Origin of the sequence: Thalassotalea litorea (assembly GCF_043642205.1) — a bacterium.
Taxonomy (GTDB): Bacteria; Pseudomonadota; Gammaproteobacteria; order Enterobacterales; family Alteromonadaceae; genus Thalassotalea_A; species Thalassotalea_A litorea.
This window is the reverse complement of sequence record NZ_JBHZSG010000002.1, coordinates 1-16,668: the sequence shown is the minus strand read 5'-3', so window position 1 is coordinate 16,668 and position 16,668 is coordinate 1. Positions and strand designations below refer to the sequence as shown.

Annotated in this window: 17 protein-coding genes; 5 read left to right on the top strand and 12 right to left on the bottom strand. The window is 44.5% G+C overall.

What is annotated here, in order from left to right; translation table 11 throughout:
* Positions 1–128 precede the first annotated feature (128 nt).
* The 7 genes from pdxJ to ACHUFQ_RS01220 all read right to left on the bottom strand — a co-directional run bounded on the left by pdxJ (position 129) and on the right by ACHUFQ_RS01220 (position 6,515).
* A complete protein-coding gene (gene pdxJ, locus ACHUFQ_RS01250) occupies positions 129–896 on the bottom strand; it encodes a pyridoxine 5'-phosphate synthase (protein WP_394172223.1) in 768 nt (255 codons plus the stop codon).
* A 33-nt stretch (positions 897–929) separates the two neighbouring features.
* Positions 930–1,646, bottom strand: coding sequence for a DNA repair protein RecO (gene recO / locus ACHUFQ_RS01245; protein ID WP_394172221.1), 717 nt, complete (start codon positions 1,644–1,646; stop codon positions 930–932).
* A gap of 2 nt (positions 1,647–1,648) precedes the next feature.
* Positions 1,649–2,560 (bottom strand): GTPase Era, encoded by a 912-nt coding sequence (era, locus tag ACHUFQ_RS01240; RefSeq protein WP_394172219.1) that lies wholly within the window; start codon positions 2,558–2,560, stop codon positions 1,649–1,651.
* Positions 2,553–3,224 carry a ribonuclease III gene (gene rnc, locus ACHUFQ_RS01235; protein ID WP_394172515.1) on the bottom strand — a complete coding sequence of 224 codons (672 nt, stop codon included), beginning with the start codon at positions 3,222–3,224 and terminating at the stop codon, positions 2,553–2,555. Before rnc ends, era begins: the two co-directional genes overlap by 8 nt.
* Positions 3,225–3,233: 9 nt before the next feature.
* On the bottom strand, positions 3,234–4,154 hold the full coding sequence (gene lepB, locus ACHUFQ_RS01230) for a signal peptidase I (protein WP_394172217.1): 921 nt from the start codon (positions 4,152–4,154) through the stop codon (positions 3,234–3,236).
* Between the two features lie 6 nt (positions 4,155–4,160).
* Entirely contained in the window at positions 4,161–5,951 is a 1,791-nt protein-coding gene (gene lepA / locus ACHUFQ_RS01225; RefSeq protein ID WP_394172215.1) for a translation elongation factor 4, read from the bottom strand.
* A gap of 75 nt (positions 5,952–6,026) precedes the next feature.
* Positions 6,027–6,515 carry a SoxR reducing system RseC family protein gene (locus ACHUFQ_RS01220; protein WP_394172213.1) on the bottom strand — a complete coding sequence of 163 codons (489 nt, stop codon included), beginning with the start codon at positions 6,513–6,515 and terminating at the stop codon, positions 6,027–6,029.
* Between the two features lie 461 nt (positions 6,516–6,976).
* Here ACHUFQ_RS01220 and ACHUFQ_RS01215 point away from each other — a divergent pair, with 461 nt between their 5' ends.
* Positions 6,977–7,147, top strand: a complete 171-nt coding sequence (locus ACHUFQ_RS01215; RefSeq protein WP_394172211.1) for a hypothetical protein — start codon at positions 6,977–6,979, stop codon at positions 7,145–7,147.
* Between the two features lie 242 nt (positions 7,148–7,389).
* Here the strand turns inward: ACHUFQ_RS01215 and ACHUFQ_RS01210 are convergent, their stop codons facing one another.
* The 3 genes from ACHUFQ_RS01210 to rpoE are packed head-to-tail and all read right to left on the bottom strand — an operon-like array spanning position 7,390 to position 9,586.
* Complete coding sequence (locus tag ACHUFQ_RS01210; RefSeq protein WP_394172209.1) at positions 7,390–8,409, bottom strand: MucB/RseB C-terminal domain-containing protein; 1,020 nt, start codon at positions 8,407–8,409, stop codon at positions 7,390–7,392.
* The gene (locus tag ACHUFQ_RS01205; RefSeq protein WP_394172207.1) at positions 8,409–8,993 is read right to left on the bottom strand and encodes a sigma-E factor negative regulatory protein; all 585 of its coding nucleotides are present in this window, start codon (positions 8,991–8,993) and stop codon (positions 8,409–8,411) included. Before ACHUFQ_RS01205 ends, ACHUFQ_RS01210 begins: the two co-directional genes overlap by 1 nt.
* Before the next feature lie 14 nt (positions 8,994–9,007).
* Positions 9,008–9,586 (bottom strand): RNA polymerase sigma factor RpoE, encoded by a 579-nt coding sequence (gene rpoE / locus ACHUFQ_RS01200; protein WP_138321732.1) that lies wholly within the window; start codon positions 9,584–9,586, stop codon positions 9,008–9,010.
* A 259-nt stretch (positions 9,587–9,845) separates the two neighbouring features.
* On the opposite strand from rpoE, the gene nadB reads away from it, so the two are divergent.
* Positions 9,846–11,453, top strand: coding sequence for an L-aspartate oxidase (gene nadB, locus ACHUFQ_RS01195; RefSeq protein WP_394172205.1), 1,608 nt, complete (start codon positions 9,846–9,848; stop codon positions 11,451–11,453).
* A gap of 145 nt (positions 11,454–11,598) precedes the next feature.
* Here nadB and ACHUFQ_RS01190 read toward each other — a convergent pair whose 3' ends face one another.
* Both ACHUFQ_RS01190 and ACHUFQ_RS01185 read right to left on the bottom strand, forming a co-directional pair.
* Positions 11,599–12,120, bottom strand: coding sequence for a protein YgfX (locus ACHUFQ_RS01190; protein WP_394172203.1), 522 nt, complete (start codon positions 12,118–12,120; stop codon positions 11,599–11,601).
* Complete coding sequence (locus tag ACHUFQ_RS01185; RefSeq protein ID WP_394172201.1) at positions 12,068–12,319, bottom strand: FAD assembly factor SdhE; 252 nt, start codon at positions 12,317–12,319, stop codon at positions 12,068–12,070. Before ACHUFQ_RS01185 ends, ACHUFQ_RS01190 begins: the two co-directional genes overlap by 53 nt.
* Before the next feature lie 197 nt (positions 12,320–12,516).
* On the opposite strand from ACHUFQ_RS01185, the gene ygfZ reads away from it, so the two are divergent.
* The 3 genes from ygfZ (at position 12,517) to ACHUFQ_RS01170 (ending at position 15,292) form a co-directional block, all read left to right on the top strand.
* Positions 12,517–13,485 (top strand): tRNA-modifying protein YgfZ, encoded by a 969-nt coding sequence (ygfZ, locus tag ACHUFQ_RS01180; RefSeq protein WP_394172199.1) that lies wholly within the window; start codon positions 12,517–12,519, stop codon positions 13,483–13,485.
* 19 nt (positions 13,486–13,504) lie between these two features.
* Positions 13,505–13,987 (top strand): FKBP-type peptidyl-prolyl cis-trans isomerase, encoded by a 483-nt coding sequence (locus ACHUFQ_RS01175; protein WP_394172197.1) that lies wholly within the window; start codon positions 13,505–13,507, stop codon positions 13,985–13,987.
* 531 nt (positions 13,988–14,518) lie between these two features.
* Complete coding sequence (locus ACHUFQ_RS01170; protein WP_394172195.1) at positions 14,519–15,292, top strand: hypothetical protein; 774 nt, start codon at positions 14,519–14,521, stop codon at positions 15,290–15,292.
* Positions 15,293–16,668: the final 1,376 nt, after the last annotated feature.

Sequence of the window (16,668 nt, the reverse complement as noted above, 5' to 3'; positions counted from 1 at the left end):
TCTGTTTCAATTCCACCTTTGAAACGTATTCTGTTTCAATTCCACCTTTGAAACGTATTCTGTTTCAATTCCACCTTTGAAACGTATTCTGTTTCAATTCCACCTTCAAAACGCGTCGCGTTTTGAGTTTAGTGCCCACTCGCCGCTTTAAACGGGTCAAGCTTCATAGCTCTGGCATCAAGCATCAGCTGCTTCATATCACGGACCGCTTTGTCCAGGCCATCAATGGCAGCCCGGGCGATAATAGCGTGGCCAATATTCAACTCGATGATTTGCGGTATCGCCGCAATCGGTTTTACATTGAAGTAATGTAATCCATGCCCGGCATTGACCTTTAGTCCAATCGAGTCGGCATATTCAATCCCTTTGATTAAACGTGCCAGTTCTTCATGCATTTCCGTCTCGGTTTGAGCTTCAGCATACTGGCCAGTATGGATTTCGATAAACGCTGCACCTGTTGCCTTAGCCGCATCGATTTGTGCAATGTCGGCATCAATAAATAAGCTCACTGTCGTGCCGTGGCTATGCAGCCGTTGAACCGCGTCACTGACTTTCAGCAATTGACCTGCCACATCAAGCCCGCCTTCCGTCGTCAACTCCTCCCGTTTTTCAGGGACAAGACAACAAAATTTGGGTTTAATCTGCGCGGCAATTGTCAGCATTTCATCGGTAACCGCCATTTCCAGATTCATTCGGGTTTGTAACGTTCTGGCCATCACTTCCACATCACGATCGTTGATATGACGTCTGTCTTCACGCAGATGAATGGTTATGCCATCGGCGCCGGCATGTTCTGCAACTGATGCAGCATGCACCGGATCGGGATAGCTAGTACCACGAGCCTGACGCAGCGTGGCAATATGATCAACGTTTACACCCAGTAATATATCTTTCATGGTTTAACGACTACTCTAAAAAACTAAAAATGACTATTTGCTATAAGCAAACAGTTTACGGCTTTGCAGTGGGCGATGCCCCAATAAAGGTTTAAATACTTGCCTCATCAGCGTTTTACAGGTCAATAGTACGTCTGGATCCTGTAAATTTCCATCCCTTATTGCCAGTAAATGACTGGTAGCCAATTTATTGAGATTACGATCATAATCCGCGGCAACCAGTCCCTGCTCAGGCAGGTAATACCAAAACTGCGGACTTGTCTCCTGAACCTGATGCCCGTCATCCAGTACTGAAAAATCGATACCAAGACCAAGTTCTTCAAGTAAAGCAAACTCAAAGCTTCTTAAGATAGGTTCAATGGGCGCTTGTTGTTCAAGATTAAGAAGGGCTTGGTGGTAGTGAGAAAACAGAGGCTCACAGCTTATATCCTGAGGCAGAAGACGAACACACAACTCATTAAGATAAAATCCACTGTAGAGAAATTGCCTTGACAAAGGTAACGGTAATTGTGCTTTTTCGATTTGCGTCAGCGTCGGCAAAGAGCCTTTACCTTTTAGCTCAACCTGCAATGTTGAAAAGGGTTGTAACTGAGCGCGTTTACTATTCTTGCGACTGCTGCCAGCGTGGGCAATAGCACTAATATGCCCGAGTTCCTTTGACAATAAATTTAGCAATAAGCTATTTTCTCGATAAGGCCTCGAATGCAGCAAATATACGGTCTGTAACGCCAGTTCCCTATCCCTGTTCATGCCTATCCCGAGTAATCGTCACCGTACCCTAAACTACGCAGGGCTCGCTCGTCATCGGCCCATCCGGATTTAACCTTAACCCAGGTTTCAAGAAATACCTGACGTTGCAGTAGGTTTTCAATATCACGGCGAGCTTCACGGCCTATGACTTTTAGCTTCTCACCTTTATTGCCAATGACCATCCGCTTTTGTGAATTACGCTCAACCAGAATCAATGCATTGATGTGAACAATGCCGCTTTGATCAATTTTAAACTGTTCAATTTCGACGGTGGTTGAATACGGCAGTTCATCCCCAGTAAAGCGCATCAATTTTTCACGAATAATTTCCGAGGCCATAAACCGCGAGGAACGATCGGTGATGTAATCTTCAGGAAACCAGAAGTCGCCTTCGGGCAACGCATCAAGGCAGCGTTGGCGAATTTGATCGACGTTATCTCCCTTAGTGGCACTGATTGGAATAATATCCTGAAAATCGTGCAACTGACCCAAGATTTGCAGATGCGGCAATAGCTCTTCCTTATCCTGGACGTTATCACTTTTATTGATCGCCAGGATCACCGGTCTGCCACTTTTTTTGACTTTATTGAGTACCAGTTGATCATCGTCAGTCCAATGAGTACCTTCGACTAAAAATACAATAAGCTCAACTTCGGCAATCGAACTACTGGCTGCCCGGTTCATTAAGCGGTTTATCGCGCGCTTTTCATCCGAATGTAAACCTGGCGTATCCACCAACACGGCTTGCCTGTTATCTTCGCTTAGAATGCCAAGGATACGATGACGAGTGGTTTGTGGTTTGCGGGACGTTATACTGACTTTTTGCCCTAAAAGCGCATTCAGTAGTGTAGATTTACCAACATTTGGCCGGCCAACTAATGCGACCAGGCCACAATGGCGGGTTTGTTCAGACATTGAGAAACTCCAAGGCTTGCTTTGCCGCTGCTTGTTCAGCTTTGCGTCGTGAATTGCCTTTACTAACAATCTTTTGTTCTACACCAGAGACCAGACAACTTACAGTAAATTCCTGATTATGGGATTGTCCTGTGGTATTGATCACTTCGTAGGTCGGTAACGGTAACTGTCTTCCCTGAAGGTATTCCTGTAAACGGGTTTTCGGATCTTTTTGGGCTTTTCCCGGTCGTATCTGGTCGAGCCGTTGACTGAACCATTTGTTTACCAGAGATTGACAACAACTAAGATCGGAGTCCAGATATACGGCGCCAATAATGGCTTCTATGGCATCTTCCAATATCGATTCACGTCTGAAACCGCCACTTTTTAACTCGCCCGGCCCCATCAGCAAATAGTCACCCAAATTAAAGTCACGGGCAATTTCAGCCAGGGTGACACCCCTGACCAGGCTGGAACGCATCCGGGTTAGTTCACCTTCTGAGGCATCCGGAAACCTGCGATACAGTTCATTGGCAATGATATAGCCTAAGATTGAATCGCCCAGAAATTCCAGACGTTCATTGTTCTTCCCTTTGGCACTACGGTGCGTTAGCGCCTGAACCAGTAGTCCAGGATCATTAAATTGATAACCTAAGCGATTACTCAGTTGTTTAATCTTATCAATACCAGTCAATTAATTAATTCCACCAATGCGCTCAAAGCGAACACCGGTTGGTACCCATGTTGGTAGCCAGCTGTCTGGCGTGCGCTCAAAGTCAAAACTCATCCAGATAGCAACAGCTTCACCGACCAGGTTATCTTCCGGCACAAACCCCCAGAAACGGCTGTCCTGAGAATTATCGCGGTTATCTCCCATCACGAAATATTGACCTTCTGGAACCACCCATTCACCACGAACGGTACCGGGTTGATTATGAAAACGACGGGTCTGCTGATAGGTATTGTTATTCACCAAAATTTCATGATCTCGACCCGGCAGTTTTTCATTGTAACGGGTCATCGGCATATCCATCTGGAAATATTCGCCCGTAGCGATAAAGTCATTCATGACTTTATCAGCGCCTGGGCAATCGGTAGATTGCTCCGCGCAAGCAGGCTTGATATACAAGGTTTTGTTACGGTAAATCACCACATCACCTGGAACACCAATAACGCGCTTGATGAAATCGACACGTTCATCTTCCGGGTATTTGAAGACCACCACATCACCACGCTCGGGCGCGCCATTTTCCCAAAATTTGGTACGGGTTACGGGCTCTCTTAGCCCATAGTTAAATTTGTTTACCAGAATGAAGTCACCATCAAACAGGTTCGGCATCATCGAGCCGCTGGGGATCTGGAAAGGTTCGTAAATAAACGAACGAAGTACCATGACAAAAGCGATGACCGGAAAAATTTGTACCGATGTTTCAACCAGACCATTCGGTTCGGTAATTTTCCGCTCAGCTTCTTCACTCAATGGTTGCGCGCATTGGGCCTGCGTTGCCGCGAGGTTTAATTGACGTTTGGGTGCAAACACAAATTTATCAAGCAACCAAACGGTCCCGGTAATTAATGTTGCAACCACCAAAATCAATGAAAAGTACATTGCCATAGCCTGTTATTTTCCTAATTTTAAAACGGCCAAAAACGCTTCCTGAGGTACTTCAACACTACCGACCTGTTTCATCCGTTTTTTACCTTCTTTTTGTTTTTGTAAGAGTTTCTTCTTACGGCTGACGTCACCACCGTAACATTTGGCGATTACGTTCTTGCGCAGTTGTTTCACTGTTGTCCGAGCAATAACATTGTTGCCAATTGCCGCTTGAATGGCAACATCAAACATTTGCCTGTGGATTAATTCCTTCAACTTATCAACAAGTTGACGACCACGCGAGACGGAATTCGAACGATGAGTGATCATCGCTAGCGCATCGACTCTATCACCATTGATCAAGACATCAGTACGCACCATGTCGGAGGCTTCAAAGCGCACAAAGTTATAATCTAACGACGCATAGCCTCGTGATGTAGATTTCAACTTATCGAAAAAGTCCATAACAACTTCCGCCATCGGTAACTCATAAACAACGGCGACCTGATTACCATGATAGGTCATGTTTTTCTGCACACCACGTTTCTCGATACATAAGGTAATCACGTTACCTAAGTGTTCCTGCGGTACCAGAATATGAGCTTCAACAATCGGCTCTCGAATTTCAGAGATTTCGTTAACCGCCGGTAAATCCGACGGATTATCTATTTTTAATACCGTACCATCAGTACGCAATACTTCATAATTTACCGTTGGCGCCGTGGTGATCAAATCCAGATCATATTCGCGTGCTAACCGCTCCTGGATGATTTCCATGTGCAGCATACCTAAGAAGCCACAACGGAAACCAAATCCTAATGCCCCTGAAGACTCAGGTTCAAAGAATAAAGACGCATCATTTAAGCTTAGTTTATTCAGCGCATCTCGGAAGTTTTCAAAATCATCGGAACTGATTGGGAAAATACCAGCATAAACCTGAGGTTTCACTTTCTGGAAACCGGGAAGTGCTTGTGCTGCAGGATTGCGAGTCATGGTTAATGTATCACCAACAGGGGCACCATGAATTTCCTTGATGCCAGCGATTACAAAGCCAACCTCGCCGGTCTTCAGAACACCGGTATCGGTTTGTTTCGGCGTGAAAATACCGACTTTATCGATGATATGATTCTGTCCGGTAGACATTACCGTCATCTTATCGCCGGCTTTAATTTCACCATGCACAACACGTACTAACGAAACAACGCCCTGATAATTATCAAACCAGGAATCGATGATTAACGCTTGCAGCTTTTCTTCCGGCTCGCCTTCTGGTGGAGGAATATTGGCGACGATACTTTCCAGCACATCTTCAATGCCAATACCGGTTTTAGCAGAGCATCGAACCGCATCTGTTGCGTCAATACCAATAATGTCTTCAATTTCTTCACATACGCGATCTGGATCTGCTTGTGGTAAATCAATCTTGTTCAGGATTGGCACAACTTCCAAATCCATCTCAATCGCGGTATAGCAGTTGGCCAGCGTCTGGGCTTCAACACCTTGCCCGGCGTCAACCACAAGCAACGCACCTTCACAGGCAGCAAGGGAGCGAGAAACCTCATAAGAAAAATCTACGTGACCCGGCGTATCGATAAAGTTTAACTGATAGGTTTCGCCATCTTTGGCTTTGTAATCCAAAGTAACGCTTTGAGCCTTGATCGTGATACCACGCTCACGCTCCAAATCCATGGAATCGAGAACCTGTGATTCCATTTCACGATCAGCCAGGCCGCCGCAATGCTGTATCAGGCGATCCGACAAAGTCGATTTACCGTGGTCGATGTGAGCAATGATAGAAAAATTTCGGATATGCTTCATAGGAGGAAAATACTAGGTTGCAATAAAAATCAATAATGGCGTGATTTTAGCTAATTTAAAGCGCCGGGGCTATCTTTAGTTACGGATATTGACCGGGATTGCCCGTGGGTCGGAACTTTTATCGCATTTTCTTAAGATCTTAACCTCAAGCGCCTGCTTTCTTTTGGGTTGCTGTTGCATGAAGCGCGCTAAATAAAATCCGCTTACCCCGCCAATAACGGCCAGAGCCAATGCAGACAATTCATGCAACGCCCATTGCTGGACCAAGAAAAACTGGCCAAAGGCTCCCGCGGCTATTAAGCCGATAAGCGGCAATATATAGACTTGCAACGCCGCTGACAGTAGCTGACTTTGAGGCAATGCGATGACAACTTCGTCGCCAACGAGTAACTCAAGCTCGGTTGTTAAAGTCAGTTTCATATGTCTGACGCCCAAGCCCTTTGCAACCTGGCCACTACCACAGGTATCGATTTGCTGGCAGCTTGAACATCCGGATTTCACCACGCTTTCGACATCGACCTGGTTGCCTTCAACGCGGGTTACGCGGGCAGTTTCTTCAATCATAAAGGTTCAAAAGTGATTTTAGGTGAATGATAAGGGAATTGTACCTTGTTTGGGCGCTAAAGTTCTAGCGGCGTTGAAAACAACGCCAACGAGGTGGTGTTAGGTGAGAGGCGAATACGTCAGGGTGACAGCCACAGCAAACAACACTGCGCCTGGTGACAAATCGAACTGAAGTTCTCCTCGGTTGACTACCCTCCCCGTCATTCCCAGATACTACTGGGAATCTAATGCAAAGCAGATCCCCACTTTCGTGAGGATGACGCTGGGGCCTTTCAGGTTGACTGGCTTTTACAATTGAAGTCGTCCCGGGGTGACTACACTTCCCGTCATTCCCAGATACTACTGGGAATCTAACGCAAAAGCAGATCCCCACTTTCGTGAGGATGACGAGGTTAAGGCTGAGGATGACGGAGTTGAGTTTAAGGATGACCGGGATTAGGGTGGGGATGACGGAGTTGAGGGTGACTACCCATTCCGTCATTCCCAGATACTACTGGGAATCTAATGCAAAAGCAGATCCCCACTTTCGTGAGGATAACGCTGGGGCCTTTCAGGTTGACTGGCTTTTACAATTGAAGTCGTCCCGGGGTGACTACCCTTCCCGTCATTCCCAGACACTACTGGGAATCTAATGCAAAAGCAGATCCCCACTTTCGTGAGGATGACGAGGTTAAGGCTGAGGATGACGGAGTTGAGTGTAAGGAGACAGACTTGGGTTTGTATATGATGAGTAGGCTGTGAAGATGACGGATTGTCACCCAAAAACCTGCCGCCACTAAGGTTTTTTCCACCTACGCAGTTGTCACCTAAAAACCTGCCGGCACAAAGGTTTTATCCACCCGTTAACGTAGTTAACATTTTTCCTAAACCGTGTTTAATTAAACGTTATGGAGTCCGCGATTGCGTTCGCTGTCTGGGCTGGTACTTTGCCAACGATATTGATTTCGTAACCTTCACGAATTTGTGAAAGCAGAACCGTTGCACCGGTTTGGTTAATCGAAGATTTACGCGGCGCCTCATCGGTTGTACTCACATACACTGAAACGTCGACTAAACCATCATTGAACAACAAAAAATCAACAGGAAGGTTAATCGTTTCCACAAAATGTTGATTGGACTCTAACATATCAAAGCCATTAGGTAACCAGTTTACGCGCCATTTTAGCTGGGCCTGAGTGACTTCCGATGGATTATCATGGGTATTCGGCAACTCGGCTTCAAGCAATTGCTGCAGCATGTCATTAGACTTTTCGCTGATTGTCAGGTGAGTGAACTGTATTTGTTCCAGCAACTCACCCTCGTTATTGATAATTGCCGCTTTCAGCAATAGACCACTTTCGATATCCAACCATACCCAATAACCAAAGCGTTGTTTGTCCTTACTAACCAGACGAATCAACTGTGCTGGGCGGCCAAGAATTCGGCTTTTTCCGACTTCAACCAAATCATAACTTTGATAAATCTTTTCAATATCTGAAGTGAACGCCCGGGGAATGGGGCCGCTAATGCTGTTGGTGTTAACCGAATAAGGCTGTTGATTAGACTCAAAATAACTAACCGTATTATCTACCCTAACGGCCTCTTTTCGGGGGCCATTAAGCAATGAAATTAATTCAAGTTCACGGCCGTTTTCAATACCATGTAACCAACGATAAGGTTCTGCGCGATTGTTACGGACCACGACAAATGAGGTATCGAAATTTAATTGTCGTAATGAATTGGATAGTCGTTGCAGCCACTGTTTTGCGGTCGGTTGCGGCTTGATAGATTGTTCTAACGCGGGAGCCTGTTGTGGAAGGTTTTCTTCAGAAGATAACTCTTCTCCCGAGGACTGCTGGGCAAATACCGGCACACTCAGGCATGCCGATACAATCAAGATAAATGCTAACTTCATTATTTTTCAGGTTGTTCCTGGTCTGATTTAGGCTGATTTGTATTGGCTTGTAGCTTAATCTGTTTTTGATGATCAAGTAAAATTGCCTGAAGTTTCTGCTGACGCTTTATTAAATCTTGCTTTTGTTGCGTGATACTAGGCTGTTCATAATTGTAACTGACGGGATCAGCAACACCACCAAAGGGCATGGGTTGAAAGACCTGAGTCGGAACCAAAGGCACATCATCGACAACATTGGCCTGTTGTACACCTAACACCATCAAACCGGCAGCCGATGCGGCTATGGCAAATTGACCCGCAGGTTTCGCAAACTGCACGACTTTCGCCTTCACCTTATTAGCCAAAGACGGCGTTTTTTGAGGTGCTAACACCGTAGGCTCGGCAGCAATGGCGACGGCAATATTATTTGCCAAATCCGGCATGATAAAGCTTCCGGCTTCTCCTCGCATCACATCACCAATCATGTGGTACCTGCCCCAGGTATCTAATTGCTGCTGATCTTGCTTGAGATCATCTACAGACAATCCTTCGGCTTCGTAGGAATCCAGAAATGCGGATATCGATTCACTATTTTTGTTACTCATAATTTAACTCACAATTAGCGCTGCAATAATGGTTTAATTTTCTTATCTACCGCATCCCGGGCACGAAAAATACGTGATCTTACTGTACCGACCGGACACTCCATTATATTGGCTATTTCCTCATAACTTAACCCATCCAGTTCTCGCAGATTAATCGCTGTACGCAATTCCTCTGGTAACTGCTCGATGGTCGTAAAAATCAATTGGCGAATTTCATCCGTTAAAATCATCCTCTCTGGTGAAGCATTTTCCCGTAGAGCATCACCGCTATCATACATCTGAGCATCTTCCACCTCGATATCCGATCCCGGCGGTTTACGACTTCCTGCTAACAGATGATTCTTGGCGGTATTCACCGCAATGCGGTACAGCCAGGTATAAAAAGCGCTTTCACTGCGAAAGTTACCAATTGCCCGATACGCCTTGATAAAAGCTTCTTGGGTAACATCGGCGACATCCGCCTGGTTCTTCACATATCTTGAAACCAGATTCATCACTTTTTGTTGATATTTTTGTACCAACAAATTAAAAGCGTTTTTATCTCCGTTCTGTACCTGTTTGACCAACATCTGGTCAACATTCTGTTCGCTCATCAGAGCTAATTCCCCTATATACTTTCTTATATCACCGCTTTATTGATTTGGTGATAACAACTCAGCTCTTAGCAAACACATCAGTTATGACTGCGATGAACGTAAAAAGTTCGCAAAATATTATTGAGAACTAAAAAAAATCGCTACAACATCAATTTTAGCTGTAAATTAACGGCCGACAAGCTGCTAGCAATTGGTATTCCACTGATTTTACGTTAAAATTCGAAACCTGTCCGTCATCATAATATTACTTGCGACAATGAATCAACAACACAACTGCGACGTTCTGATAATCGGAAGTGGCGCCGCAGGCCTGACTCTGGCATTAAACCTGGCACAATTAGCCGATGTGATCCTATTAAGTAAAGGCCCCATTCACGAAGGTTCTACCTATTATGCCCAAGGCGGGATTGCCGCCGTATTTGATGAAAAAGATTCCGTCGATGCCCACGTTCAGGATACCTTAATCGCAGGTGGCGGGATTTGTGACGAAGCTATGGTTCGGTTCACCGCCGAGCAGGCCAAAGCGTCAATGCAGTGGTTAATTGATCAAGGGGTTCAATTTGATCAACGTCAATCTGCCAGTGGCGATACTGAATTCCATTTAACTCGTGAAGGAGGCCATAGTCACAGACGCATCCTTCATGCTGCCGATGCTACCGGTCATGCCGTCCAAACCACATTAGTGGAACGTGCTCAACGACACTCGCGAATCCGAATTTTTGAACGATGCAATGCCATCGATCTGATCACGCAATCGGCGACAAACAACAAAAATGAACAAGAATGCATTGGTGCATACGTCTGGAATCGAAATGTCGAAAAAGTCGAAGCAATCCATGCTAAAAAAGTTATTCTTGCCACCGGTGGCGCCAGTAAAGTTTATCAGTACACATCGAATCCAGATGTGGCCAGTGGCGACGGTATTGCCATGGCATGGCGTGCTGGGTGCCGGGTTGCCAACATGGAATTTAATCAATTCCATCCAACCTGTTTATATCACCCACAGGCAGGAACCTTTTTGCTGACGGAAGCCTTGCGCGGTGAAGGTGCCATTTTACGTCGTCCAGACGGCAGTCGATTTATGCCTGAATTTGATCAAAGAGCCGAACTTGCGCCGCGCGATGTTGTCGCCCGTGCTATTGATTATGAAATGAAACGCCTGGGTGCTGACTGCATGTATCTGGATATCAGTCATAAATCCGCAACGTTTATTAAACAGCATTTCCCTACCATTTATGAGAAAACCTCAAAACTTGGCATGGATATGACACGCCAGCCCCTGCCTATTGTACCGGCTGCACACTACACTTGTGGCGGCGTAATGATCAATCGCCATGGTCAAACCGATATTAATAACCTTTATGCAATTGGTGAAGTGTCTTATACCGGTTTACATGGCGCGAACCGAATGGCAAGCAATTCGTTGCTTGAATGTATTGTTTTCGCCCGTGCCGCTGCAGAGCATATTGCGGATAATCTTCAAACTGGCGCAGATATTATTCAAATACCTGCCTGGGATGAAAGTCGGGTAACCAATTCGGATGAAGAAGTTGTCATTCAGCATAACTGGCATGAGCTACGGTTGTTTATGTGGGATTACGTCGGAATTGTCCGAACCGATAAGCGACTTAAACGAGCGTTAAACCGGGTGAATTTATTACAATCGGAAATTCAGGAATATTATCGTCACTTTAAAGTGAGCAATAATTTGCTTGAGCTAAGAAACCTGGTGCAAGTTGCAGAACTCATCATTTTAAGTGCAATGGAAAGAAAAGAAAGCCGAGGCCTGCACTATACGTTAGATTATCCGGAAACGTTAAACCATGGCAGCGCAACAATATTAACGCCGATTAAAGATACCTAAAGGCGAGTGAATAACGCTTTATCGCAATTCCATTAAGCTTTTGCGCGGCTCAGCGCTGAGACCGAGGGCAAGCTCACAAGCAATAGCTATCAGGCAATAGCTTTCTAAGTTTAGCTATCTAGATAAAGCTCATACAGTCAACCTTTTACTGCTGAGTACTCTGGGTATATTGATACGCGCACGCGTTTACAATACGACACAAGCTTTTATATTCATCGTCTGGCAACATATCTGAGTATATCCAAACATTTCGTTCTAACGGCTCTGTAAATGAGGGGGTTAATGATCTCAATGATATACAACACCCCCAAGGTACGACTTTACTTGTTGATTGAATTTGCCATTTCTCAGTTGCACAAAGGCTTAATTCCCCACGCGGATTACAATAAAATATTTTCGCGGACAATAATGCCTGCTCGAGCCCATCAGAAAATCTGTTAAAAAAGCCTCTGCTAACGCTTAGTGTTAACAACAATGTAGCCAGCACCAAAATAACAAAGACGATGTTCCAGGATTGAAAAAAATATCCGTTTAGCAATGCTAACAAAAAACAGGGTAACGCCAGGCTTATTTGTTCAACCCGCTGTTTGATGCGACTTGGTGTTTCGCTTACATTAAACTTTAACGCGGTTGAGGATGAGTTGGACCATAGCGTTGAGTTGTTCATCTTTGCACTCTTCATGTCCCATAAACCAGGCGAATAATTCCGGGTCGTCACATTCAAGCAATCGTTCAAACACCTGCTTTTGCTCATCGTCGAGGTGATCCCAGGCTTCATCAACGAAAGGCATAAACAAAACATCTAACTCTAACATTCCCCGTCTACATGCCCACTTTGTTCTTGCTTTGTGATTGGCCAACGTCATAATAAATCCTGCTCACTCTGTAATTTTCAATTGCGTAGATAAAAACAATTGTACCAATGACTTTAGACAATTGACTAGGTGAAAGCCTGTTTTCGATGCCTTTTTCGTAATAAAAACCCGTTTATAGGTTGAAATTCATATTATTTCCCCCACTATTTACAACAACGAAAGTATAAGGCACCCCATATCAGATACTCATGAAAGTTGACTCTTCACACCCATCGCTCGAATCATTGCCAGCCGCTTATGCCTGTCGCATCCAAAACCAATCGATGATCTCTGTCTCCGGAGACGAAAGGCGCTCTTATTTGCAGGGGCAATTGACGTGTGATGTCAATTCTCTCACCGAGACGTCATTGCTTGTTGGTGCCCATTGCGATGCAAAAGGAAAAGTATTTTCTGCATTTCGATTATTCGAACATGCCGAGCAAATCATGATGCTAATGAGCCCGGAATCAGCATCAGCCTCACTGCAACAATTAAAAAAGTTTGCGGTATTTGCTAACGCAGAATTGCAATTTGCTGATGTTCAGGCTGTCGCTCTAGCTGGTGATAACATTGACGAAATACTCTCACCATTGCTGCCCTCATTGCCAGATTCAGAGCATCCAGTAAGCAGGTATCAGGCTTTAACGATTATCAAATTTGATGGTCATAAGTCCGGTTATATTATTGTCGGTAATGATGATGAGCTGAGTACGTTTGTGCAAGGATTAAACATTCCGGTGTATGATAACGCTATCTGGACTCTATTAGATGTTATTAATGGTTTTCCAACACTTAGCAATGCCGCTATTGAAGAATATGTCCCGCAAATGCTAAACCTACAGGCAATAAACGGGATCAGTTTTACCAAGGGTTGTTACATGGGGCAAGAAACCGTTGCTCGTATGAAGTATCTGGGGAAAAACAAAAGAGCCATGTTCTCCCTGCAGGGTAAAACGGAACACCTTGTAGAAAGTAGCGCGCTTTTAGAAAAGCAACTCGGAGACAACTGGCGCCGCGGAGGCAACATGACTAACTTGTATCAAGCCGATGATGGTAGCCTATACGTTCAGGCCGTATTAGCCAATGACACAGACCTCAATGATATTTTTAGAATTAAAGATCTAGCCGATACGGTGTTGACGCAAATGCCGCTTCCCTATGACCTTGATGATAAGTAATAAATGAATAGGAAACCTTATGAAAATTGCTGAAAACACCGTTGTAAAAATGCACTACGCCGTGATGGATAGTGAAAAAAACCTCATTGACAGTTCATATGATCATCAGCCACTGGAGTTTATTCAAGGTTCTGGTTTTTTGATCCCAGGCCTGGAAGTGGCTTTACACGAAAAAGCTGTTGGCGATAAATTTACGGTCGAAGTGGAAGCGAAAGAAGCTTATGGCGAGCGCCATGATGGCTTTGTGCAAACCGTTCCGAAAGAGTTATTTCAAGGTATCGATAATCTAGATGTCGGTATGCAATTGCGTGCACAAACCGACGAAGGTGAGCAAACGGTGATTGTTGTTGACGTAGAAGAAGATACCATTACTGTCGATGGTAACCATCCATTAGCGGGTCTTGATTTAGTCTTTGACGTAGAAATCCTCGAAGTCAGAACGGCAACAGAAGATGAAATTGCTCATGGCCATGTGCACAGTGAAGGTGGTTGTAACCATTAACTGCACCGTCGATGCACTGAATAAAGAAGGAGCCTAAGCTCCTTTTTTATTGTTTCCAAGATGCCTGAACCTTTTAACGTTGATGAACCACACCTAGTAATAACCAATCACATTAAATTATTGCTCACTCAGTGAGAATATAAAGGCTTTTAGACAAGGCTTTGATTGCAGAGAATGGTCGCTCCATTATCTTAAAATCGGTCAAAATCAGTAACGCAACATAAATGCCTTTAAAACTCACCCGCAGGGAGTTTATCTTAAGGTCCATTTACGGCCCTATATTTCATTAATATAGAATGACTATATCAATAAAATCTATGTTGTAACTGAACCTCTGCCCTAACTCTGAGTTGTGCACAAACTTAATGTGATTGGTATTAAATACCTGCTCAAATAGCCAAATATCAATCCTTTGCTAGAATAAACCCATCTGAATACACATAACCAATGATTCATGTGTTTAATGCCCGTTAATTCTCTCTCCTGTTTGGTTATTGTGAATTCTAATTATCTGTTAATTAGGAACTAGCCATGAAACGATTAAATCACCTATATAACCTTGCTTTTGCTTTTGTATTGGCCCTTTGCTTACCCATTTCCGTTAATGCCGAAGAAAAACCCTCGGCGAACATCGCTGAGCTTTGGGTAATGGTGCCAGTGGAAGGCATGGAGGAAAAATTTGTAGAAGCATTTAAAGACCATCTTGAGTACCGCCAGGACAAAGAAGACCCACGACAGTGGAACACCTATCGCCCTTTACTTGGCAAGCATTTGAATAAGTATTATGTCAGAAGCTGCTGTGTCGCCTGGGGAGATCTGGATACATATAAAGAATGGGCCAACAAAAACAATATTGGTCAACACTGGCAGGACAAAGTTAGCAAGTACGTCGCCTCTTATGAGCATTATTACTATGAGCTTGACATGGAAAACAGCCACTGGCCCGATGATAGTAGCAAATTTATGTATTTTGGTGTGACCGAGTTTCACGGTAAATTTGGTAAGGCTGGCGCTATTGAGCAAAGTAAGAAAATGCTAAGTGACAATGCAAAAGAGATGAAATGGCCTTATTACTGGTCATGGTCACGTCAAATAGGCGGTAAAGGCAGTATTGGGTTAGTCATCCCTTATACCGACTATAAAGGCATGGAAAGACCTAAAGAAACCTTCTACGAAGCTTTAAGCAAACATATGGGCAGTGAAGAAAAAGCTCAGGAAGTATTCGAGCAATGGGACGAAAACTTCAAAGGTGCCAAGTACCAGATTTATATGGTTGATAAAGAGATGAGTATGCAGGCTAAGTAATCTTTTATCCAAAAGATTACTGTTGTAGAGGGATGCTGCGCGGGTGGATAAAACCTTAATTCCAGCAGTTTTTTGGGTGACAACTTCGTAGGTGGTTAAAACCTTAGTCTCGGCAGGTTTTTAGGTGACAACTTCGTAGGTGGATAAAACCTTAATTCCAGCAGGTTTTTAGGTGACAACTTCGTAGGTGGATAAAACCTTAGTCTCGGCAGGTTTTTAGGTGACAACTGCGTAGGTGGATAAAACCTTAGTTCCGACAGGTTTTTAGGTGACAACTGCGTAGGTGGATAAAACCTTAGTTTCGGCAGGTTTTTGGGTGAGAATCCGTCTTACTCACACTAAATCGCGTCACCCTCCCCCCTTCCGTCATCCTCACGAAAGTGGGGATCTGCTTTTCCTTTAGATTCCCAGTAGTGTCTGGGAATGACGGTGTTGGTCAGTGATTTTCTGCGCGGAGGAAGTAAAACGCGTTGTTACTGCGTTTTAGAGTGGAGTCGAATCAAAAACGATTCGAAGGTGGAGGCTTCGCGGGTGGATAAAACCTTAATTCCAGCAGGTTTTTAGGTGACAACTGCGTAGGTGGATAAAACTTTAGTTCCGCCAGGTTTTAGGTGAAAACTTCGTCATCTACACACTCAACTCCGTCATCCTCAGCCCTTCCGTCATCCTCACGAAAGTGGGGATCTGCTTTTGCTTTAGATTCCCAGTAGTGTCTGGGAATGACGGCAAGGGTAGTCACCCTAGGAGAACTTTAGTTAGATTTGTCACCAGACGCAGGCTTGTTTGCTGCGGCTGTCACCCTAACACAGCGTTTTTAGCTGTGTTTGTCACCTTTAGAGCTTTAGCTTGCACTTTGTTCTGTCATCCTCACGAAAGTGGGGATCTGCTTTTGCTTTAGATTCCCAGTAGTGTCTGGGAATGACGGCAAGGGTAGTCACCCTAGGAGAACTTTAGTTCGATTTGTCACCTTTAGAGCTTTAGCTTGCACTTTGTTCCGTCATCCTCACGAAAGTGGGGATCTGCTTTTGCTTTAGATTCCCAGTAGTGTCTGGGAATGACTGTGTTGGTCAATGATTTTCTGCGCGGAGGAAGTAAAACGCGTTGTTACTGCGTTTTAGGGTGGAGTCAAAATACTAAGCATTTCGAAGAATGAGCTACCTAAACGCAAAAAGACCACTCAAATGAGCGGGCTTTATAATTTTCTGATTCTTCAACCGATATTTAATATTTACGCGGCCTAGCGATTATGTCCAGGGATGGACGGTAAAGCGACGTTTCATGGATGGTTAAACGTCGCAGAGCTACAGGGATGTAGTGAATGTCGAATATGCACAAATACATGGATGTATGCAGGTAGAATAACGCAGGAGCAGTTA